This is a genomic window from Candidatus Villigracilis vicinus (assembly GCF_016702885.1).
Lineage (GTDB): Bacteria > Chloroflexota > Anaerolineae > Anaerolineales > Villigracilaceae > Villigracilis > Villigracilis vicinus.
The window spans coordinates 149,649-171,775 of sequence record NZ_JADJDD010000009.1; the positions used below are offsets into that span (position 1 = coordinate 149,649).

The 22,127-nt window shown below is 50.0% G+C and carries 16 protein-coding genes and 1 pseudogene; 9 read left to right on the forward strand and 8 right to left on the reverse strand.

Going from position 1 to position 22,127, the window contains the following annotated elements:
• Positions 1–2 precede the first annotated feature (2 nt).
• The 7 genes from IPG80_RS10105 to IPG80_RS10135 form a co-directional block, all read right to left on the reverse strand.
• On the reverse strand, positions 3–560 hold the full coding sequence (locus tag IPG80_RS10105) for a molybdopterin-dependent oxidoreductase (RefSeq protein WP_345105990.1): 558 nt from the start codon (positions 558–560) through the stop codon (positions 3–5).
• A 21-nt stretch (positions 561–581) separates the two neighbouring features.
• Positions 582–890 carry a sensor histidine kinase gene (locus IPG80_RS10110; RefSeq protein WP_345105993.1) on the reverse strand — a complete coding sequence of 103 codons (309 nt, stop codon included), beginning with the start codon at positions 888–890 and terminating at the stop codon, positions 582–584.
• Positions 887–2,911, reverse strand: a complete 2,025-nt coding sequence (locus tag IPG80_RS10115) for a response regulator (RefSeq protein ID WP_345105995.1) — start codon at positions 2,909–2,911, stop codon at positions 887–889. The genes IPG80_RS10110 and IPG80_RS10115 overlap by 4 nt, the downstream gene beginning before the upstream one ends.
• A gap of 150 nt (positions 2,912–3,061) precedes the next feature.
• Complete coding sequence (locus IPG80_RS10120; protein ID WP_345105997.1) at positions 3,062–3,874, reverse strand: response regulator transcription factor; 813 nt, start codon at positions 3,872–3,874, stop codon at positions 3,062–3,064.
• Positions 3,871–7,218, reverse strand: a complete 3,348-nt coding sequence (locus tag IPG80_RS10125) for a GAF domain-containing protein (RefSeq protein WP_345105998.1) — start codon at positions 7,216–7,218, stop codon at positions 3,871–3,873. Before IPG80_RS10125 ends, IPG80_RS10120 begins: the two co-directional genes overlap by 4 nt.
• 120 nt (positions 7,219–7,338) lie before the next feature.
• Positions 7,339–8,868 carry a ribonuclease Y gene (gene rny / locus IPG80_RS10130; protein WP_345106000.1) on the reverse strand — a complete coding sequence of 510 codons (1,530 nt, stop codon included), beginning with the start codon at positions 8,866–8,868 and terminating at the stop codon, positions 7,339–7,341.
• On the reverse strand, positions 8,865–9,518 hold the full coding sequence (locus tag IPG80_RS10135) for a RecX family transcriptional regulator (protein WP_345106004.1): 654 nt from the start codon (positions 9,516–9,518) through the stop codon (positions 8,865–8,867). Before IPG80_RS10135 ends, rny begins: the two co-directional genes overlap by 4 nt.
• An 835-nt stretch (positions 9,519–10,353) precedes the next feature.
• Here IPG80_RS10135 and IPG80_RS10140 point away from each other — a divergent pair.
• The 8 genes from IPG80_RS10140 (at position 10,354) to IPG80_RS10175 (ending at position 21,356) form a co-directional block, all read left to right on the forward strand.
• Entirely contained in the window at positions 10,354–12,324 is a 1,971-nt protein-coding gene (locus IPG80_RS10140) for a glycosyltransferase family 39 protein (protein ID WP_345106007.1), read from the forward strand.
• A gap of 9 nt (positions 12,325–12,333) precedes the next feature.
• Positions 12,334–13,083 (forward strand): class I SAM-dependent methyltransferase, encoded by a 750-nt coding sequence (locus IPG80_RS10145; protein ID WP_345106010.1) that lies wholly within the window; start codon positions 12,334–12,336, stop codon positions 13,081–13,083.
• On the forward strand, positions 13,067–13,813 hold the full coding sequence (locus IPG80_RS10150) for a glycosyltransferase family 2 protein (RefSeq protein ID WP_345106013.1): 747 nt from the start codon (positions 13,067–13,069) through the stop codon (positions 13,811–13,813). The genes IPG80_RS10145 and IPG80_RS10150 overlap by 17 nt, the downstream gene beginning before the upstream one ends.
• Complete coding sequence (locus IPG80_RS10155; protein ID WP_345106014.1) at positions 13,813–14,802, forward strand: SDR family NAD(P)-dependent oxidoreductase; 990 nt, start codon at positions 13,813–13,815, stop codon at positions 14,800–14,802. Before IPG80_RS10150 ends, IPG80_RS10155 begins: the two co-directional genes overlap by 1 nt.
• Before the next feature lie 2 nt (positions 14,803–14,804).
• Positions 14,805–15,905: a DegT/DnrJ/EryC1/StrS family aminotransferase gene (locus tag IPG80_RS10160; protein ID WP_345106016.1), complete on the forward strand. Its 1,101-nt coding sequence runs from the start codon at positions 14,805–14,807 to the stop codon at positions 15,903–15,905.
• A 145-nt stretch (positions 15,906–16,050) separates the two neighbouring features.
• Complete coding sequence (locus tag IPG80_RS10165) at positions 16,051–18,306, forward strand: NADP-dependent malic enzyme (RefSeq protein ID WP_345106021.1); 2,256 nt, start codon at positions 16,051–16,053, stop codon at positions 18,304–18,306.
• Positions 18,307–18,543: 237 nt separating this feature from the next.
• Positions 18,544–19,785 carry an MFS transporter gene (locus IPG80_RS10170; RefSeq protein WP_345106024.1) on the forward strand — a complete coding sequence of 414 codons (1,242 nt, stop codon included), beginning with the start codon at positions 18,544–18,546 and terminating at the stop codon, positions 19,783–19,785.
• Positions 19,785–21,356: a hypothetical protein gene (locus tag IPG80_RS10175; protein ID WP_345106027.1), complete on the forward strand. Its 1,572-nt coding sequence runs from the start codon at positions 19,785–19,787 to the stop codon at positions 21,354–21,356. Before IPG80_RS10170 ends, IPG80_RS10175 begins: the two co-directional genes overlap by 1 nt.
• Positions 21,357–21,416: 60 nt before the next feature.
• Here IPG80_RS10175 and IPG80_RS10180 read toward each other — a convergent pair whose 3' ends face one another.
• Positions 21,417–21,656 carry a zinc ribbon domain-containing protein gene (locus IPG80_RS10180; protein WP_345106032.1) on the reverse strand — a complete coding sequence of 80 codons (240 nt, stop codon included), beginning with the start codon at positions 21,654–21,656 and terminating at the stop codon, positions 21,417–21,419.
• 260 nt (positions 21,657–21,916) lie between these two features.
• Between IPG80_RS10180 and IPG80_RS10185 the strand changes: the two are divergent.
• Positions 21,917–22,105, forward strand: a pseudogene (locus IPG80_RS10185) (Rdx family protein); the annotation flags it as partial.
• Positions 22,106–22,127 lie beyond the last annotated feature (22 nt).

Here is a 22,127-nt window from a genome sequence, read left to right on the forward strand (position 1 = left end):
TTTTATTGCACCTCGATACTCTTGATATTCCAGATCCACAAATCTTTATAAAGAATCTGATCGATATCGGCATAGTCATCGAATGGGAAGATGATGCGTGTGGGACCATTTTCACTGACGGTCATATAAGCGCCGTTGGCTTGAGTGGCAAGCAAAATGGGCCACTGTTCGAGTTCCTTGATGGTGAGATTAACCTCGTATTCATCCAGGGCTGTGAAAAGTACATTTTCAGCGGTATCAGAAGCGCCGACGACTTTAAGGAAATCTGACATCAGGATACCGGTATAAGTCATGTTTTTCCCCATCCATGGATCGTTGACATCGTAACGTACAAGACCAAACTTTTCGAGCGTTGCCATATCCAGTTCAAGGGCGTCCCCGTTATTTTTGGCGCTGATGTTTCCAGTAACGGTCAAAATGACTTCATCGCTCGGCGCTGCAATGGCGTCGCCGGGTTTAATTTGCGGCTCTGCCGCACTTTCATAGATCACTTTGGGCGAGCAGGCTGTAATAAGTACCATGGCAATTGCAAAAATCATGTGAAAGCGAATTTTTTTCATCCTATTCTCCTTGGTTCTGTTTTACTTGTTTGTTAGGGGTAAGCGAACACTGAATAAAGAGCCTTTTCCTGGCTCGCTTTCCACACTAAGGTGTCCGTTATGTTGTTCTACAATGGATTTAACGATCGCCAGCCCAAGCCCATTCCCTTCGATCTCGTTGGCTTTTCCGCTGCGGACCCGATAAAAACGATTGAAAATAAAGGGTAGATCCGCAGCGGGAATGCCATATCCATTATCTATGACCTGAATGATGACTTGTTGTTGTTCGATAATAGTTTTGATCTTGATATGACCACCCTGAGGTGTGTATTTGATTGCGTTGCCGATCAAATTGCGAAATACCTGGCGCAATTGAAACGGATCGCCATTGATGTGGATCGAAGTTGCGTTTTCTGTTTCAAGTGTTTGCAGCTTTTCGCGGCCTGCGGGCGGAATTCAGTCGCCAGTTCCTTGACCAGTTCTTTGATATCAACCGGCTCATGTTTTTGGATGGTCTCAAGGTCAGATTGCGCAAGTGACATCATGTTATGGACCAGCTCGCCCATATTCTTGGTGGCGTGTTGAATGCGCTCGACAAATTCTTTTTGGTGGTCATTTAATGGCCCCGCCTGACCTAAAAGCTGGGTATAGCCGCCAATGGTGGTGAGTGGATTCTTTAAATCGTGTGAAGCGGTGGCGATGAATTCATTCTTGATGCGGTCGAGATCTTTGAAGCGGCTGACATCGTGCAAAATAGCGACCGTTCCACCGTCTTCAATCGGGGCGATGAACGCCGTAAACGTGCGCTGGTCGGGCCACACCACCTCGCCTGAAATGGACATGTTCGCGGCGCGAGCTTCATCGATCAACCGGGTAAAGGTTTCGTAGCCGTGGTCGCGGGGCAAGGGAGTATTAATTTTTGCAGGGCTTTCGTTGAATAGTTGTTCACCAGCCGGGTTGAGCAAGGTGAGGTTGGTATGTTCGTCAAAAAGGAGGATGGCTTCGGAGGCATGGCGCAAGATCGCAGCCACCTTTTTCTGCTCCTGCAGCACCGCCGAGTACAAGCGCGCATTTTCAATGGCAATAGCTGCCTGACTTGCGATCGCCTGGAGCAATAGGAGATGGTCGCCGGAAAAATAACTCTCCTGCTCGTGGGTCAGCAGGATCAGACCGAGCAGCGAGTGGCGACCAAAGATCGGCACCACCAACGCAGAGCGGATATAGGTTTTTGCGTCCACATGCCATAGCGGGTCATTGACGGCATCTTCGATCACCAGTCCCTGATGAGTTCCCTGCATGTGTTGAATAAGTTTTGCGGGCGGGGTTAGGTCTACTGCCGCGCCGGAGGGATTCAACGCCACCTCATATTTTTCGTGGACTTCATCTTCATCCTCCCCGAGGATGTACATGTTCGCCTGAATGGCGCCCAGTGTTTCTGCAGTTCGTTTAAGCAGGACATTGGCAAGGTCTTTTGTGTCGAGGCGGGCGCTTAATTCTTTACCGATCTCAGGCAAAAGATTTAACTCACGGTTGCGGCGGCGGGTAATATCTTCCGCTTCTTTAACACGCAATTTGGTGCGGATGCGTGCCATTAATTCGTGACGGTCAAAGGGCTTGGTTACATAATCATCGGCACCCAGGTTTAAACCTGATTGCACATCAGAAGGGTCGAGTCGTGCAGCGGTCAGAATTATGACCGGGATATGTGCGACAGAAGGATCATTGCGGATCTCTTCGAGGACGGTGAAACCATCTTTGTTAGGCATGTTCACATCCAGCAGGATGAGGTCTGGTAATTCATCGCGGATCTTGTCCAACGCTTCCTGCCCATCGCGAGCAGTGACTTGATCGTAACCTTCATATTCAAGATAACGCGTTAATAGGGTCACGTTATCCATTACATCATCTGCTACAAGAAGTTTGAATTTTCGCTTTGTTGAGGCTTTGCTGCCGGTCGGGTGAGTGGCGTGCTTCATCTCATCAATGGCGTTGGTCGCAATCTGACAGATCCGCTCGGGGCGCACCGGCTTGATGATGACGTCGTTCACTTTCAAGCGCTGGGCGGTCACTTTAAGACCAGGTACATCGTACGCCGTAATGAGATACGAGTACGAAGGTTTGCCGCCAGGGTGGTTCTGTAGTTTTTCGATCAGTTCCAAGCCAGTCATCTCGGGCATGATCATATCGGTGAAAAGGATATCCACGCCCATGTCTTTTACCTTAGCGAGGGCGTCCATTCCGCTGACTGCCGAGACGACATCCACTGTGGGTCCGATCTGTGCGAGCGCACGCGCAAGGGTTGTCGCGGTGTTGGGGTGATCATCCACTACGAGGATGCGTACCAATTCTTGGGGGGAGGCTGGGGTATTCATCGCTTATATTTTCACAGGATTCACCCTGCGAAAAGATAGGATGAAGAGGCAAAAGTTGGGGAAAGTTGGTGAATGAAAAACCCGCTTCAGGCGAGGGCTGAAGCGGGTTCCATCCATTGAGCGGGGTGCCCCTCTGTAGGGTGCTTCCAACTAATCAACGACGAGGCGGTAGCCGGTTCCACGTACGTTGAGAAGGTAGGCAGGGTTGTGAACGTCTTTTTCGATGATCTGACGCAGTTGATGGATGTGCCACTTGGTCAACTCCTGAGCTTCACGCGTGTCGGTTTGGTATCCTTGCGCCTCCGCTACCATGGTTTGGTAATCGACCACATGGGGGGCGTGTCGTGCCAATACGAGCAGGTAATCGAAGGAAGTGGGCGGCAGGTTCAGGGTCTCTTCATTGAACAGCACTCGCCGGGCTTGAAGATCCAGCACAAGCGGACCACGTTTGAGGAATCGTTCTTTTTCCAGTGCAACCGGGTTCGCAGGTTGTGCTGGCGGTTTTGTGGAATTTTCCATGCCATTCAATTCTTTCAACTCGCTTTGCAGTATTTCGATCTGTGATTGGATCTCGCGTTTCCGTTTTTCACGTTGATGGTTAAGCAGAATGCTTCGGGTGCGTTCGATGATGGCTTCGGGCTTGATCGGTTTGAGCAGGTAGTCTGTGGCGCCGTGCCGCAGGGCATCGATTGCCGAGTTGACATCTGGTTGGGCGGTAAAGAGTATCACTGGCAGGGCAGGGTGATTGCTATGGATGAGTTTGAGTGCGTCCATACCATGCATGCCGGGCATACGTAGATCGGTCAGTACCATGTCAAAGGGAGTGGTTTTTATATAATCCAAACCCTGTTCGGCGCTTTCAGCAGTAGTGACATCAAACCCCGCTTGTTGCAGAATGCGCGCCAGCGTTTTACGCAGCGAGGCTTCATCATCAATGATGAGGATGTGTCCAGTGATGTTCATTCGATCTCCGCCGAGAGAGGTTGTTCCACGGGCAGCCACACGTTGAATGTGGCGCCGGGTTTGCCTTGGTTGTTTTCGGCAGTAATACGACCTCTGTGTTTGATGACAATGTCATGTGAGATCGTCAAACCAATGCCCGTTCCGCGCTTTTTATTTGTGACGAATGGGTTGAAAATGGAAGGCAGGATTGCAGGAGAAATCCCTGCTCCCATGTCCGAAACGGACAACTTAACCTCGTTTGATGCGCGCAGGTAATGGGTATCTACAGTCAGACTGCCGCCATTGGGCATGGCTTCCACGGCATTGATCATCAGGTTCAGTGCCACCTGACGGATCTGGTCCGGTAGTGCCATGATGGGCGGCAAATCAGTTTGCGGGTGGAATTCAAAAACGACTTCATTCTTGCGCAGGTGGGTGGCGAGCAGGGCGTAAACGTCTTCAATAATGTTATTGATGTACGTAGGCTGCAGTTCCTCTGCCTGAGGCGGGCGGTAGGTGGTGCGCAGACGCTCGATCAATGCTGCCATGCGCTCAGATTCGGCGAGTACGATATCGAGGTCGTTCAAGCCCTGTTGCGAAAGCCCTTTTTCTTCCTTCAAGAGGAATAGGGCGTTTTGAATGGCTTGCAGAGGGTTGTTCAATTCATGTGATACCGAAGCGAGCAGTCGCCCCATGATGGCAAGCCGTTCATTTTGTACCAATTGGTTGCGAATATTTTTTTCCTGCTGTAAAGCGGTTTGCAGATCTTTGTATAACTCTGCTTTGTGGAGTGCCACGGCAAGTTGGTCTGCGACTGTGATGACCAGTTGCTGGTCTCTGGGCGTGAAGGGTTTTGCGGTGGTTTGTTGAATGTCGAGGATGCCATACAATTTTTCTCCGTTTCGAACGGGGATGGCCATCTCTGCTTTGGTTTCTGGCAGGTAAGGATCGAACATAAAGAAAACGACCTCTTCTACATTGTTGGTAAAGAATGGCATGCCGGTTTCAGCGGCATATCCAATGATACCTGCCCCGGCGCGTAGTTCGTGCCCGGCTTCCACCAGTCTCTTCCCGATCTCTCCACTTGCGGCTTTGAGAATGAAATTTTCAGTGACCGGGTCAATGACGAAGACTTGAACATGATAATAATCAAAATTATTCTTTAGGAGTTCCACGGCATCTTTTAGAAGCTCGTCGGTTTCAAGGGCAACCAAGCCTTGATTGATACGATAAAGGGCGCTGGTCTCTTTTAGCGCCTGGCGTGTGGTCTCGATCAGAATGGAGCTTTCCAGTGCAACCGTGGTGGCGTTGACCAGCGGTTTGAGAAGATTGGCGGTTTCTTCTGTCACTTTGTTGGGGGTATCTTCGTCGATATACAACAAGCCCAGCATTTCGTTATTCCACATGAGCGGGATGCTTAAGTTTGAGCGGATCCATTCCAGCCCGGGCAGGATTTTCCAGTTTGGATCTTGATGCGTATCTGCGACCAGTAGTGGGCGCGGGTCCTGCATGACTTGTTGTTCGACCGGGAACATGGAAGTGCGTTTGATCAGGTTTTTGAAACCTTCCTCGCCGCGGTTTTCATATCCCAGCCATGCGGCAGTTCGCAGTATATCTCCTTCCAGCAAGGCGATATTTGCTGCGCAGCCGGGAAGTAGTTTTTGCACCTGATGCAGGATCTCATTTAGAACCTTATCGGTTTCAGTGTGCGAGACAAGCGCAAGCGTGGCATCGGCGCTGGTCTCAGCGCGCAGGCGTTGTACGTGTTCGGCTTTTAAGAGTCGTTCACGTTCGAGCTCCGCCAATTTACGCTCGGTGATATCCATACCGATGGCTTGGTATTCCACATTCTCATTGTCTTTGTGGTAGATCATGCGGTCGATCCATTGCACCCAGCGCTTTTCACCCCGGCTGTTGGTTTCATTCACTTCGTAGATGGTAAATGGGTTTTCCTGTGTTAAAGAAAGGTATTTTGATTTGACCTTGGCTCTCTCTTCTTCATCTTCGATTAGAGAGAAGAGATTGATGTTCGTGAATTCGTATTGTTTTTTGCCAAAGAACTGACTATAAAATTGATTGACATAGGTCAGGGTTCCATCGGCTTGGAAGCGACAGATCATGGCAGGGATGTCTTCGGATACACTGCGGTAGCGTTCTTCGCTGCTGCGTAGCGCTGTTTCTGCATAAATACGCTCTGCCAACTCCTGCTGGACGGCAGCATAAAGGCGGGCATTTTCAATGGCAATGGCAGCCTGTTGACTAAGTTCATTTAACAGGCTGATATCGTTTCTGGAAAAGGCATGAGTCTTTCGGCTTTGAATGCTGATGGTCCCGAGCTTTTGGCTGCCGCTGGAAACCGGCGCCACGATCATGGAACGATAATTGATATTGGCAGACAGGTTGATATAGCGTTTATCGTTTTGGATATCCGGAATATAGATGCTTTGCTCGTCCGTGATCACCTGCCCGGCAACCCCTTCGCCGATACGCATCTTACTCTTGTTGTCTTCGGTGATCTCGATGCCTGAAACGGCTTTGGGGATCAGGAAGTTTTTTTCCTGATCCACCAGGTGGATAACTGCTTGTTGGGCGTTTGCGATCAAGTCTCGGGAAGAGTCGACGATCAATTTGAGCAGGTTGGCAAGTCCGATCCGTTCAGTTTGACTCAAGGCCGTTGTAATACGCGCGAGTGTTTGCTGTTCCTTCAGCCTTTTCTTAATCTCAATATCTTGCTGGGCATTCCAGACCGCCACAGCGATGTGCCCAGCAGCGTATTCCGCGCGCTTGACTTCTTCTTGTGTAAAGTGATGAGGAGTATTAAAGGCAATGATCGCCGCGCCTAATTTGTGTTTGCGCACGATGAGCGGAGCGCCCATTACAGAGCGGGCAGGATAATGCCGGGCGATCTCACTATCTATGTACGGCGAGTTGAAAACATCATCGGCTGTTAAGGTGTGTCCAGATCTTAATACAGATGCCGTCATGCTGTGAGAGCTGGGGAGTTGGTCTTCCGAGTAAGGAGTATTCAGGATCGCAGTGGTTTCCTGTGGAATGGTCAGGTTTCTTTCCTCATCCCAAAGAGTGATGTAGCAGTCATCGGCATTGGTAAGCCGCGCCATATTCTTTGCCAGCTCACGTAGAATGGTATCAAAATCCCCCGAGAGCAGAATCGTCATGGTCACTTCATTAAGTAAGGCGAGATACTCATTCTGCTGCTCCAGGGCGGCAGCCCGTTTTGCAATGCTGAGAGCATTCTTTTTACCGGTTCGGGGCTTCACTGTCTTAACGGACGATTTTAGAGCCGCCCCTTGCTTTGCTGCGGTTTTCCCCTTTTTTGCAATATTCGGTGCCTTGGTTTTTGCCATGACCTTTTCGCCTCTACCTTTGGGATGAGGACGAAGAATAATAAAAACCCATCCCGGCAGGTGCGTTTATTTTAGCACTCTGGGGGATGGGTTTGGGCATTCGTAACCAGCCTGTAAGGGTTATTTGGCGTATTCAGTCGCCCGAGTCTCGCGGATGACCGTCACACGGATCTGACCGGGGTACTGCATGGTCTCTTCGATCTTCTTGGCGATGTCGCGTGCAAGGCGGGTGGAGCCGAGATCGTCGATCGCTTCCGGCTTGACGATGATGCGCACTTCGCGTCCTGCCTGAATGGCGAAGGCTTGCTGGACGCCATCGAAGGACATGGACATTTCTTCGAGCGAACGGATGCGTTTGATGTAGGCTTCGAGGTCTTCGCGGCGGGCGCCGGGGCGGGCGCCAGAAATGGCATCGGCGGCTTCGGCGATAATGGCTTCCACAGTTTCCTGATCCACTTCATGGTGGTGAGAAGCGATGGCATTCACCACAATGGGGTTGACCCCATAGCGTTTACAGAATTCCGCACCGAGACCGGCGTGCGTGCCTTCCTGATTGTGATCCATGGCTTTGCCGATGTCGTGCAGGAAGCCGCCCATCTTAGACAACTCTACATTCGCACCGATCTCAGCGGCGAGGATGCCCGCCAGCTTGGAAACTTCCACTGCGTGAGCGAGTTGATTCTGACCATACGAGGTACGGAACTTGAGGCGACCCATCATACGCAGGACTTCAGGATGTATGCCAGACACGTTGGCATCGTACGCGGCTTGTTCGCCTGCTTCATTGATAATCTTATCAACGGCACGGGTTTCGTCTTCAATAACTTTTTCGATGTGTGCAGGGTGAATGCGTCCATCGAGGATGAGCTTGGAGAGTGCGCGGCGCGCAATTTCACGGCGGACCGAGTCGAAGCAGGAAACGGTGACGGAATCGGGCGTATCGTCCACGATCACATCCACACCGGCGGCTTGTTCGAAGGCTTTGATGTTGCGTCCGTTGCGACCAACGATACGACCCTTCATTTCTTCGCTGGGCAGGGTCACCACGGCGCGGGTGACTTCCGCCACGTGTTCAGAAGCGACGCGCTGAATGGCATCCGCTATGAGTTTGCGGGCACGCTTCTCGCCTTCTTCACGCGCTTCCGCTTCGATCTGACGGATGATGCGCGCCATGTCGCCGCGAGCTTCTTTTTCAACGGCGGCAAAGAGGTCTTTGCGCGCTTCTTCGGGGGTCATCTGCGCGATCTCTTCGAGCTTTTTCATTTGATCTTCGTGCAGTTTTTCGGCTTCGTTATAGCGTTTGTCGATCTGTGACTGGCGGCGATTGAGGTTCTGTTCGCGCTGTTCGATCTTATCGTAGCGGCTGTCCACTTCAGAGCGGCGTTTTTCAAGGCGCTCAGTATCGCGGTTCAACTCGATACGGCGTTCCTTGATCTCGCTTTCGGCAGCCTGGATGATCTTGGTGGCGTTATCCTGCGCACCTTTCACGATCATGTTTGCCTGGGTCTGGGCGGCTTTTAGAATATCATCAGCCCGTTCCTGACGTGCCTTGGCGGCGCGGTCTACCTGATAGCGGTGAAAGAAATATCCCGCTGCAGCACCTACGAGCAGAGCCACAATATTTATCAAAATTATGATGATCGGATTCATGTCAATTCCTCATCTTCGTATTTCGTTTCCTCTGTATGCGTCTCGTTCCAAATGCGGGTGACAACGGACGTAACTACAGAGTAGGGGAAGCCGCGCCTGGCAAGATGTTCGGAAAGTTTCTTGCGAAACTCGCTCCATTCCAGACTTTTGAATCTGGGTGCCCGTTTTCGGGCTGTTTCATACGCCAGGGCTTCTTCATCGATATTGGCAACGGCTTCTTTTACCGTTTCCTCGTCGAGCCCTTTTTGACGAAGTTCCATCGTCAGTGCGCGGCGGCTGCGTGGGCGGAATGTACTGCGATTTTCGACCCACGCATGGGCAAATTCATTATCGTTGGCGAGCCTGTTATCGCGGAGGCGGGTCATCGTGTATTCGATGGCGTCTTCGGGATATTCGTGCTTTTTCAGGTTCTGCCGTATCTCTTTCTCCGAACGGGCGCGGTAACTAAGGAAGAGCAGCGCCTGTTGCAGTGCTTTTTCACGCGCATCTTCGGCTTGCAGGGCGGCGAGTTTCTCATCGCTGAGCGTGTCTCCGACTTTGAGCCATACGGCGGTGATGCGCGCCAGTCCGAAGGCGAATTCCCCGTCAAGGTGAACATTCACCCGATTGGGATTCTTCTTTTGCACTTCGAGAGCGGTTATTTTCTTCATGTTCATGTAGGTCACGCTTTTTGCGTGACTCGCTTTTGCTACAAAACCTTTTAAACACACACAGCCGAGATGCCCGACAGAATCGGTCTCGGCTGCGAAAAGGTCTGGGTTAGGGTACCAGGCTCCGGGGTCGCAAAAGAGGCGTTTCCGGAGATAGGTCGAATTCCGTGACTGGGTTCCGTCACGTTCGGCACTTGTAGATTTTAGGGTGAAGCCAGGTTCGTGTTCAATGTTTTATCCTGGGCAGACTTCACAAAATAACTCCCAAAACCGGGGGAGGATCGTGCTCGAATTTTCCAGTTAGTTTCAAAGCCAAGACCGCAAAAGGCGGCGGGAAGTGTTTAAAGATTTCCTTAATTATACATGAATTTGAAGATTTGTTAACGTTGGGTCTTTATAACAACGTGGCTTTGCTCAGAGCATTAAAACCGCGATAAGAAATGCACAAAACAGGTGGAATTTTAGAGAATAGAACATAAGACTTCTTCTAAAAGTCTATTTTTACCTTGCTCAAGGCGGCGTCCTCGCCGACGGGGGCTGCGGCGAGAGCATTGATGCAAGAGGTATATTGTTTAAGCGAACCTTTTCTCGAACTTCAGAACCTGCCGTTTTATTTTGAGAAAGTCATGTGCATAACGAGCAAAGATTATGCTTAATGACTTACCTTACGCACCTGGCATGTCACCCTGAGCGATAGCGAAAGGTTTCTATGATAATCTCAGAAATTTTTCGCTCCGCTTCCCCGTGACATCGTATAAGGTGAGTTAATGAAATTGAATAATTTTTTTGGGTATAATCTTTAATACAAAACTGAACTGATGAAGGAGGCTTTACTATGAAACAACATGACTTAGTGGGGAGTGATATTTTAAATATACGCCGTTTTTTCGCGTTCATTGGTGTATATATCGTTCTGATCAGCCAGTTCTTGGTTTTTTCTCAACCGGCAGATGAGGCGTTTTTTCTTCCTCCTTATACATGGTTGGCGGGTATTGGGGTTCTAATTTTGGTCACCAGCCAAATTATGCCTGAATTTTCATTCTTGAAACGCTGGTCTGATTCTTTTATATTTACTGAGCGAGTCTTCTGGGTGCTGGCTGGAACCCTCTTTTCGGCATTGGCGATGCTGGCAACGTATTTTTTTGCGATCTTTACAAGAGTTAATTATATTCCAGTGATTACGGTATGGTTATTGGGGGTGGCGTGTTATGTGTATGCTTTTTTACCCTCAATGGATTCGAGTGTAATAAAGCCGTCAGCCCTTGCCTGGTTTAAAGAGAATAGAACTGAAATCCTTTTGATTTTATTTATAACTCTTTTGGCATTTGCTGTTAGGTTTTATAAACTAGGCGGTTTGCCACGCGTATTGGATGGTGATGAAGGTGCAGTTGGGCTTGCGGCGCAAAATACAATAAATGGTCTTCTCACCAATCCGTTTGCAACGTGGGATAACTTCGGCGCGATTTACTTGCAGCTGATTAATTTCTCATTTAAGGTCTTTGGAGTTACCCCCTTCGGTTTAAGGTTGTTGCCTGCTATTGGTGGTGTCTTGGCAGTTCCATGTATTTATCTCTTGGGACGTTCAATAGGGGGGGCTCGTATTGGTTTATTGGCAGCGTTTTTGGTGGCATTTTCTCACTCCCATATTCATTATAGCCGCATCGCTTCAGTAGCGTATATTCAAGGGACATGGCTGGCGCCGCTTGAGTTGTATTTTTTATGGAGTGGTCTGAAAAAACGTGTGACATGGCGAACCGCTCTTGGTGGGGCATTGCTTGCCGTTCACATTTCTGTTTATTTGACCGCTCAGGTCGTGGCGGGTATGCTGGTTGTTTTTACTTTGGTAGGATTTATTTTCTATCGTGATTGGTTTAAACAGCGCTTGTCGCAGATGTCCGCTTTTTGGGGCGGTTTTGTAGTAACGATGCTGCCAAGCGCAATGTTTATTTATTTGCAGCCGAATGAGTTCTTCGCTCGTCTGGGAAATGATGGAACATTTCAATCAGGCTGGCTGGAATTAACCATGCAGTCTACGGGGCAAAGTGCTGTAGAGATCTTGGTTGGGCGTGTGATGCATGCATTTCTTTCGTTAATCTACTTTCCTGCGATAGATTTCTATGGGTCACCTGCTCCAATGTTAAGTATGATTTCAACCACCATGTTCCTGGCGGGGTTGGGGATTGCCCTATGGCGCTTGAGAAACCCGGCATACCTGCTTTTATATGGGTACTTTTGGGGTGCAACCGTTGCCATTGGAGTGTTTGCTTTGCCGCCCTCTGCCGATTCTTATCGCATGTTGATGGCAATGCCTTCGGCTATGATCATGGCTGCGATCGGTTTGGATGAAATATTGAAGATGTTCGGCTTGGGTTGGGAGCAGAAGCGGCAGGCGTATGTTGTTTCAACTTCCATCGTCCTCTCAAGTTTGGTTGTGTTCAATTTATGGACATATTATGCCGATTTTGTGGGGCGCTGCCGGTTTGCCGAAAATACTGCCGGTCGGTTTGCTTCGTATTTGGGGTCGCAAATATATGAGATTGACAACCAGCAGCAGATCTATCTATTGAGCGATGCAGTTTTTATTCACGGTACACACCCTTCGACATCTTTCTTGAGTCGAAGCCGTAGTGTGATCAATGTGCCCGAACTTTTGGATACGTTTAACCCGATTTCCAATGAGGTGCTCATTGCACCTCCCAGCCGTATCGAAGAGCTTGAAGTTTGGGCGCGTGCCCATCCTGGCGGCGACTTGCACTATCAATATGATTGCGATGTAGAGATGCTCTTGATGTACGTCGTTCCTTAACGAGGCAGATTGGACTCGCGTGAATACGAGATCATGTATCAAGCTGAGGAACGCCATTGGTGGTACCTTGGCATGGCTGCCATTACAGAAGCATTGATCCTCCGCCAGATACAACCCAAACGCAGATTGAAAATTTTAGATGCAGGTTGTGGCACCGGTGCCGCCATGACGACCTACCTGGCAGACTATGGCGATGTCACCGGCGTGGATTTATATGCTGAAGCGGTGACGTTAAGCCGCAAACGAAACGCCTCCCGCCTCGCCCGCGCTTCTGTGCTGGACCTGCCGCTTGCTCCTGCTTCCTTTGACCTTGTCACCAGCTTCGACGTTTTGTACGAACGCGGCGTGCCCGATGAAGCCTGCGCATTGCGAGAATTTTTCCGCGTGCTCCTCCCCGGCGGACATGTTCTAATGCGCTTGCCCGCTTATGACTGGCTGCGCGGTCAACACGATGAGCGTGTCCACACGCGCAGACGTTATACCAAAGGGCTTTTGAAATCTTTGCTGGAAGGAAGCGGATTTCACATTGTGCATCTTTCCTATGCGAATACCTTGTTATTCCCGCTGGCTGTAGCAAAAAGGCTCGGCGAACATTTCTCGCCGTTGCGTAGTGAACGCTCAGACTTAACCTTGGACGGGACGAACGAAATTTTCAGGCGCATTCTTTCATGGGAGGCGCCTTTTGTTTCCCGTTTTGGGCTGCCTTATGGGTTAAGTGTGTTTGCAGTTGCGAGAAAAAATCATGAATACAGAACCTGATCGTAAAAAGATAAACAGCTTGAGCGCCGTCTTTCCGGCATACAATGACGGGGGCAGTATCGCAAGTATGATCGCGGCAGCTTCGATTGCCTGCCGTCAGGTGACAGATGATTTCGAGATCATCGTCGTCAATGATGGCAGCTCAGATTACACTGCTGACATGCTGGCAGAAATGCAGGCGCGCTACCCTGAATTGAGAGTCATCACACATGAAAAGAACCGCGGCTATGGTGGTGCATTACAAAGCGGCTTTTCAGCAGCCACAAAAGATTGGGTATTTTATACCGACGGTGATTCGCAATACAACCCGCTTGAGTTGGTTGATCTGGCACAGGCTGTGTATGATGGTGCTGAACTCGTCAATGGATATAAATTGTCTCGCAATGATTCAATTGCCCGCATCCTGATCGGACGGGTATATCATTATTTTGTGAAGCTTACCTTCGGCATTCGCATTCGCGATGTAGATTGCGACTTTCGCCTGATCCCCAGGCATATCTTGCAAGGTGTCGAGTTGAAGAGCATAAGCGGCGCGATTTGTCTGGAATTGGTCAAAAAGATCGAGGATGCCGGGTATGTATTTGCAGAAGTGCCCGTTAATCATTATTCGCGGAAATATGGCGTTTCGCAATTTTTTGTCCCCTGGCGTATTGTTCGTACCTTGAAACAATTAGCCGATTTATATTGGATGCTGGTCGTTAAGAAGGAACATCTTCACAAAAAGACATAATGGATATTAAAACCAGTTATAAAAATAAAAATGCATTGATCACAGGCGGACTTGGGTTTATTGGAAGCAATCTTGCGCGCAAGCTGCTTGACCTTGGCGCTGAGGTGAACATTCTTGATAATGCCGACCCGGCTACAGGGGCGAATCCATTTAATCTGGACGGGATCAGGCAACAGGTTAAGGTAATTGAAGCGGATATTCAGGATGAGGCAAAAGTAAAAGAGGCAGTTCAAGGTCAGGATTTTCTGTTCAACCTTGCGGGGGAGATGAGTCATATTGGCAGTATGCAAGATCCTTTCAAAGATTTAAGTGTCAATGCAGTAGGACAGTTGAAGTTATTGGAAGTTTGCCGCGTGACGAATCCAGCAGTCCGCATCGTATTTGCGGGAACGCGACAAGTGTACGGACGCCCCATGTATCTGCCTGTGGATGAAAAACATTTGCTAACCCCGCTTGATAACAATGGCGTGAGCAAACGCGCCGGTGAGATGTATCACATCGTCTACAATCGCGTGCATGGTATGGCAACCTGTGTCTTGCGAATGACTAATACATATGGACCGCGGATGCGCATCTGTGATGATCGCCTGACATTTATCGGCTGGTGGTTCCGTCAATTATTGGAAGGAAAGCCGATACAGATATTTGGTGATGGGAGCCAGATCCGAGATTTTAATCATGTGGATGATGTAATGGATGCGCTTCTACGTTGTGCCGCTAACCCGGCTGCTTACGGGAAAATATACAACCTCGGTGGGGAACCGATCACTCTGTTGGAGCTTGCACGTCTTATGATCGCTGTGCATGGCAGTGGAGAATACGAAATCGTACCTTTTCCCGAAGGGCGCAAACGCATCGACATCGGCGACTATTATGGAAATTATGGCTTAATAAAAAGTGAAGTGGGTTGGGAGCCGCATGTTCCACTTCGTGATGGAATCAAAGATATGCTTGAATATTATTACCAGCATAAAAGGCATTACCTCTAAAAATGGAAATCATCCCTGCATTTGACATCACCCGTCAATACCAAACACTACGCCATGAGTTAGATGAAGTGTTCGCGCGCGTCATGGCTGGTGGTTCTTATATTTTGGGTGAAGAAGTAAAAACCTTTGAAAAAGAATTTGCAGATTACTGTGGGGCATCTTATGCCATTGGTGTCGCTTCTGGTACAGACGCGTTGATCTTGTCTCTGCTGGCTTGTGGTGTTGGCGCAGGAGATGAAGTCATTGCACCATCACACACGGCGGTTGCCACCATTGCCGCCATTGAGTTGACCGGCGCTCGCCCGGTGCTTGTGGATATTGATCTAGCGCGTTACACACTTGACCCTGAGCAAGTTGCCCATGCCATTACAGAACGCACGCGTGCCATTATCCCGGTTCATTTATATGGCTGTCCTGCTGATATGAATCCTATTTTGGAAATAGCAGCGAAGAAAAAAATAGCAGTTGTCGAAGATGCATCGCAGGCGCATGGTGCCTCTATTAATGGAAAGCGAGTGGGCTCGTGGAGTGAGATCGCCGCGTTTAGTTTTTACCCCACCAAGAATCTGGGCGCCTTTGGTGATGGGGGAGCCGTTGTAACGAATGACCCGGCATTGGCAGAGAAAGTGCAGCTTTTGCGGCAATATGGATGGAAGCAACGTTACGTCAGCCAGATAAAAGGAATGAACAGCCGCCTCGATGAATTGCAGGCAGGTTTCTTGCGTGTCAAACTGCGGCATTTGGAGGAATGGAATCAGCGCCGCAGACAACTCGCCAGCCTATACATGGATCTGCTTTCAGGCTCGGATGTAACCCTTCCGCCTCACCCTGCGGACGTTGAGCCTGTTTTCCATCAATTTGTGATTCGCCATCCCAAGCGGGATGCGTTTCGAGAAACCCTTCGGGCGCAAGGGATCCATACATTGATCCATTACCCGCACCCAGTTCACCTACAGCCTGGATATGTAAACTTAGGTTTGGGTCGTGGAAGCCTGCCCAACTCTGAGAAAGCGGCGGATGAAGTCCTATCCCTGCCCATGTACCCTGAATTGACCGAGGACGAGGTGCGGCGGGTGGCAGAGGCCTGCCTGAAGTTTTCCTGATCTGATAGGATTTGCGCGGAACTATTAGGAAGCTGGGGGTAAAGAACAGTAGTGGTTGCTGTTACGCCAAAAATCGTGACAAACGGAACTATGAGTTTTTGACCGGCTGTGGAATAATTTAATATATCAAATTTCTGGAGGCAACATGGCTAAGTTCACACGTGAAGATGCTCTTGAATATCATCGTTTGAAAGGCAAGCCCGGCAAGATCGCAATTGTGCCCACCAAACCCATGGACACCCAGCGCGACCTGAGTTTGGCATATTCTCCTGGTGTCGCCGAACCAGTGCTTGAGATCGAAAAAAATCCTAGTGACGCTTATGAATATACATCCAAGGGAAACCTTGTTGCCGTGATCTCGAACGGCACAGCCATTCTCGGTCTTGGTGACCGCGGCGCGCTGGCTAGCAAGCCCGTCATGGAAGGCAAGGGCGTTCTCTTTAAGAAGTTTGCCGATATTGACGTGTTCGACATTGAACTGAATTCACACGACCCGGATGAGATCATCAAGGTCGTTGCGGCGATTTCCCCGACCTTTGGCGGGATCAACCTCGAAGATATTAAAGCCCCCGAATGTTTTTACATTGAAGAAGAACTGAAGAAGATGCTGGATATCCCCGTCTTTCATGACGACCAGCATGGTACGGCGATCATTTCCTCGGCAGGGTTGGCGAATGCGTTGGAAATCGTCGGCAAGAAACATGAAGAGATCCGCATCGTGATCTCTGGCGCGGGCGCTTCGGCGATCTCCTGTGCGGAGTTGGCGATCCGTTGGGGCGTGAAGCGTGAAAACATCATGCTGTGCGATAGCAAGGGCGTAGTGTATAAGGGTCGCAAGGAAGGCATGAATAAGTACAAGGAACGCTTCCTTGTTGATACCGATGCGCGGACTCTCTCTGATGCCTTGCGCGGCGCGGACGTTTTCTATGGCTTGTCTGTGGCGAACGTGATGACGCCGGAGATGGTCAAGAGCATGGCACCCGATCCGATCATCTTTGCGATGGCGAACCCCGACCCGGAGATCCGCCCTGAATTGGCGAAAGAAGCGCGCAAGGATGTCATCATCGCGACCGGACGCTCCGATTACGCAAACCAGGTCAATAACGTGTTGGGCTTCCCCTTCATCTTCCGCGGTGCGTTGGATGTGCGTGCAAAGCAAATTAATGAAGACATGAAATTCGCGGCATCGAAGGCACTGTCCGCGTTGGCAAAGGAAGATGTACCTGATTCAGTCATCCGCGCGTATGGAGGCGAGCCGATCAAGTTCGGACGTGAGTATATTATCCCCACTCCGCTCGATCCGCGTGTGTTGCTGTGGGAAGCTCCCGCCGTGGCAGAGATGGCAATGAAGACCGGCATGGCGCGTAAGACCATTGACATCGAAGAATACAAGGAACAGTTGGCGTTCCGTCAGGGCAAGGGCGAGCGCATCCGCTATTTCTTCCAGAACAAAGCCCAATCGTCGGGCGGCAAGAAGCGTGTGGTCTTTGCTGAAGGGGAGGAACAGAAGATCATCCGTGCGGCATATCAGATCCAGGAAGAAGGTATTGCTACGCCGGTTCTGATCGGACGCAAGTCGGTTATTGAGAACGAGCTTAAGTCGCTCAGTTTCGATTACAAGCCGGAGATCGTAGACCCAGATACTTTCGAAAAATTGGAAGCCTATGCCAAGTCATTCTATGAATTGCGTCAACGGAAAGGGATGACGGTGGGTGATTCCCTAAAGAAGGTGCGTGATGTGAACGTGCTCGGTTCGATGATGGTGAAGATGGGCGATGCGGATGCCTTTATCTCCGGCTTGACCTATGATTATCCTGAGGTCATTCGCCCGGCGTTGCAAGTGCATCATACCGCGAAGGGTGTTGCGCGTGCGGCAGGTGTGTACATCATGATCGTGGAAGACAAGGTTTTCCTCTTTACTGATGCCACTGTGAATATTGACCCGACGGCTGAAGATCTGGCAGAGATCGCCATCCTCGCGGCGGACTATGCCAAGAAGATCGAGCTTGACCCGCATGTCGCCTTCCTTTCGTTCTCGAACTTTGGTTCCACCCCGCATCCGCTTTCGGATAAGGTCAGCAAGGCAGTCAGTATCGTTAAGACCCGCCGCCCCGACCTGCGCGTGGACGGTGAAATGCAAGCCGATACCGCTGTAGTGCCTGAGATCGCTGAAGAACGTTATCCGTTCAGCGCGGTGAAAGATGCCAATGTGCTGGTCTTCCCCTCGCTTGAATCGGCGAACATCGCTTACAAGCTGCTGGCACGCCTCGGCAATGCCAAAGCGATCGGACCGATCCTACTCGGTGTTGGCGCTCCGGTTCACGTCTTGCAGACGGGTGACGATGTCAATGCCATTGTGCAAATCGCTTCTGTCGCTGTGATGGATGCGATGGGTAGGTAGTTTGGTAGTTGATAACTCAGTAGTCGAAACCCTAGGCGATAAGCCTGGGGTTTTTCGTTTTTAATTTTAAAGGCTTAACGCAATGTCGCTAGGACGCTAAGATTTAAATATTTTCTTTGCGGCTCTGCGCCTTTGCGTTAGATTTTTTGTAGACCCTGTTTGGTGGCGACTTGAGCCATAATCATCCATTGGCAAAAGTGTATAATTCCGAACCGACTTCAACCTAAGGATAAATTTGTGAACGATTTAGAATCCATTGCTCGCAAGATCACGGCTGTTTTGTTTGCCCAGCAATCTCTCGCTTCTGCAGGGTTTATTGCAGCGGCAACCTTGAATTCCATTGTAGGGAAAGAACTTAGTCAAAACCCAAGTTGGGCGGGTGTGCCGACGGCTGTTTATCTGCTGGCAGGGGCATTCTCCGCCTTCATGTGGGGATACGTCTACGACGCCATTGGCAGGCGCAACGGCTTGACCATTGGGCTCACCGCAGGCGTATTTGGCTCAAGCGTCACCTTTTATGCGATTGCCATCCATTCCTTTGCTGTATTTATGGGCGGTATGATCCTGATGGGCATCGCCAATTCGGCGGTGCAACTCGGTCGTTTCGCGGCTGCTGAAGTCAACAAACCTGAACATCGCGGACGCGCCATTTCTAATGTAGTGATCGGTGGGACTGTCGGCTCGGTAATCGGTCCGTTCGTGGCGGGACCTGCTGGTTCACTTGTTGGTTCGTGGGGCATTGATGAATTGGCTGGCGCGTACCTTGTAGCGGCAATCCTCTTTGTGATCGGTGCAGTGGTGGTCTTTACCGGTTTGCGCCCCGACCCGCGTGAGATCGGCAAACAGGTGGCAGAAAAATTCCCTGAAACGCTGGTCAAACATACACATGTGCGCAGCTTGCGTGAGATCTTCAGCCAGCCTGCTGCATTGGTGGCGCTGGTCAGTATGGTGCTTGGGCAGATGGTGATGGTGCTGGTGATGGTCATTACATCCCTGCACATGCGCGGGCATAACCATCAACTGACAGATATTTCCGCAGTGATCGCCTCGCACACCTTTGGCATGTACGCTTTTTCGATCATCTCCGGCAGGCTCGCTGATAAATGGGGGCGTGGTGTTGTCATTTTGATCGGCTCGGCAACGCTGGTCATTTCTTGCATTGCGGCAACGATCTCCCCCGATGTTCTTCCGTTGGGCGTGGCGTTGTTCCTGCTCGGCTTGGGCTGGAACTTCTGTTTCGTCGGCGGCTCAACTTTGCTTGCAGACCAGCTCTCACCTGCCGAACGTGCGCGCACGCAAGGCTTCAATGACCTGCTCGTCGGTCTCGCATCCGCACTTGGAAGTTTGGAAAGCGGATTCATCTTCGCCTCGCTTGGATATAACATGATGGCGTATGTCAGTGCTGTTGTGGCGTTGATCCCGCTTCTTGTTGTAGCCGTTTGGATGATTAGAAGACCGGCGACCCTAAAACCTGCCTGATGAAAAAAACTCTCGGTTCGCGCACCGCTTTGTTCTTTCTGTTCTTTGCATTCGGCGCCGGGTTGACCTTTGTCATTGGCTGGCTCATGCAATTCCATGCGCTCAGCAACGACTATTGGAACATTCTCTATTATGGGCGCAGGATGTCTTTAGCTCAGCCTGAGTCTTTGTATAACGGATTCTATCCATTTGGATACGCCTTCCTCATTGGACAGATGCCGTTCACCTATGTGCTTTTCCTCTCTTATGTATTGAATGCGCTTCTCGCCGGACTTTTCATTGCTTCTGTTTCGACACTTGTTGCCTGTACTGGATCTGTGCCAGCCACTTTCGTCGCGTTCTATTCTTCTGTTGCCGCCCCATTTGTTTTTCAGAATGCCAATACCCTTAGCCCTGATATCGGCGCGGCGGCTTTTACTGCTTTCGCCGTTTTTCTTTTATGCCATAACTGGTTTGATGAAAAGCTCCCACCGCCATCCTCGGCGGAGGGCTTGACTGACAACCAACTCATCCTTGCTGGTGTCTCGTTGGGGTTGTCATTCTTGTGGCGTACGCATGCATCTGTTTCCATTGTAGCTATTCTTGCCGGATACGTTCTGTTGAATGGAATACGCCCCATCCGCCCGTTGCTTGTGCTGGCGGGAGCAATGGCTGGGGTGGCAGGTCTGCAAATCGCTGTGAACCTTTTCTCCGGTCATGGACCTTTGGAGACAGGGCAGGCGTTCAATTTATATAAATTTTTTTACGGCGTCGACTGGACCTATCCACCCACCCCTGCGGATATTGCAAGTTTTTCTGTATTTAAGACCATCGCTGAAGACCCCGTCCGTGCGCTTGACCTGTACAAGCCATTCTTTTTTTATTTTATTTCACATATCTGGGCAGCGTTGCCGGCTTTCATAATTTCTCCAAAAGGACGGTACGCCCGCTTTTCATTGTTTTCGGTCGTCTTTATTGTTTTATACGCCATCCCGATCTCACTCAGCGACAGCGCGCGTTCGCCCGTTATTTTGATGGGCGTTTATTTGCCTTCCATGGCGGTCTTGTTAGCGGTGTTGACTGATACTGTAAAAAAACATATCGCTTCAATCCGTTGGGGAGAGTGGGCAGTGGCTGCCATCTTCATTGGATTGGGATTTCAAACCTTTTATGGCTGGGCAGTTTATGACGTCGGCTTGATCCGCGCAGCGATCGCAGAACGAAAAGTTCTCACTGTTATCGAACAAACACTGCTCAGCAACGGCATGACCTCTCCTTCAGAGGTCTTTGCAGACCGCTATGATTTTTACACGCCGAACACCATGCCGTATCGTGCGCGTCAGATCGGCAACTGGTCGGCGGGTTGGGTCTGGGGCTTTGACGCGGAATTCCCCGCACTTCCCAACGAATCGTGGGAGGCATTTTCTCAAGCCAGCCGGGCGCAGGGGGTGCGTTTTATTGTCCTTTCACAGAACAGTATCTATCGCGGCGAGATATTCCCTCCCATTTACAATGAAGAGGTGGATATCGAAGCCCTGGGCTTGAGATTCATAGGTCAGCGCGGAAAGATGCGTATTTACGAATTCAAATAAAAAAACAGAGGACGCGCTCATAAGCGCGTCCTCTGCAATATGCCGAACGAGGCAGACATACTACTCTCCGGAGGAACTGCTTTCTGTGCTCTTCTTTGTGGAGGAGGTGTCGCCAGAGGGCGATTTGTGATCGGTGGCATAGAAACCGGATCCCTTGAAGATGACCTTGGTGGGGGTGATAACTTTCTTCAAAGCCTTTTTGCGGCATTCAGGGCAGGTTTTCAATGGATCATCGGTGAAAGATTGTTGTTTTTCGAATTGAATTCCACAATTTTCACAGCGATAGGTATAAACGGGCATTTGTTCTCTCCTTGCTTCCTACTATTACTTTATAACGACTGCGGCATTATAGCTTGCATAAGGGGGCATGGCAAGCCTTGTAAAGCGGCATGTTATAATTTTCTAACAAATTTTCAGACCTGATCAACATAATATAGATGCCCACCTGAGCGAAAAGTTACGAGTATTCGTTCTTGGCTGGGATGTTGTCTGGGTCTTTCGGAGAAACCATGTTGAAGATCGAGGTCGTCTACTGCGCGGTTTGACATTACACTCACCGGGCCGTGAGCCTGGCAGAGGAATTGTTGAAGAATTACGAGCACGTCATCGAAGGTATCACCTTGGTTCCTTCAGACGGAGGCAGGTTTGAGGTCAACGTGAATGGGAGTTTGCTTTACTCCAAATTGCAGACCAAGCGTCACGCTGAAGCAGGAGAAATCCTCGGTCTTATTTCGAAGATGGTCGATTGAAAAAAATCTAAACACAAAGGTC

Excerpts from the sequence above, each read along its gene's own strand:
- IPG80_RS10120 (WP_345105997.1), bottom strand. The coding sequence starts at position 3,874 with ATGAACATCACTGGACACATCCTCATCATTGATGATGAAGCCTCGCTG.
- IPG80_RS10150 (WP_345106013.1), top strand. The coding sequence starts at position 13,067 with ATGAATACAGAACCTGATCGTAAAAAGATAAACAGCTTGAGCGCCGTC.
- IPG80_RS10175 (WP_345106027.1), top strand. The coding sequence starts at position 19,785 with ATGAAAAAAACTCTCGGTTCGCGCACCGCTTTGTTCTTTCTGTTCTTT.
- IPG80_RS10115 (WP_345105995.1), bottom strand. The coding sequence starts at position 2,911 with ATGAATACCCCAGCCTCCCCCCAAGAATTGGTACGCATCCTCGTAGTG.
- IPG80_RS10125 (WP_345105998.1), bottom strand. The coding sequence starts at position 7,218 with ATGGCAAAAACCAAGGCACCGAATATTGCAAAAAAGGGGAAAACCGCA.
- IPG80_RS10180 (WP_345106032.1), bottom strand. The coding sequence starts at position 21,656 with ATGCCCGTTTATACCTATCGCTGTGAAAATTGTGGAATTCAATTCGAA.
- IPG80_RS10105 (WP_345105990.1), bottom strand. The coding sequence starts at position 560 with ATGAAAAAAATTCGCTTTCACATGATTTTTGCAATTGCCATGGTACTT.
- IPG80_RS10160 (WP_345106016.1), top strand. The coding sequence starts at position 14,805 with ATGGAAATCATCCCTGCATTTGACATCACCCGTCAATACCAAACACTA.
- IPG80_RS10135 (WP_345106004.1), bottom strand. The coding sequence starts at position 9,518 with ATGAAGAAAATAACCGCTCTCGAAGTGCAAAAGAAGAATCCCAATCGG.
- rny (WP_345106000.1), bottom strand. The coding sequence starts at position 8,868 with ATGAATCCGATCATCATAATTTTGATAAATATTGTGGCTCTGCTCGTA.
- IPG80_RS10165 (WP_345106021.1), top strand. The coding sequence starts at position 16,051 with ATGGCTAAGTTCACACGTGAAGATGCTCTTGAATATCATCGTTTGAAA.
- IPG80_RS10140 (WP_345106007.1), top strand. The coding sequence starts at position 10,354 with ATGAAACAACATGACTTAGTGGGGAGTGATATTTTAAATATACGCCGT.
- IPG80_RS10155 (WP_345106014.1), top strand. The coding sequence starts at position 13,813 with ATGGATATTAAAACCAGTTATAAAAATAAAAATGCATTGATCACAGGC.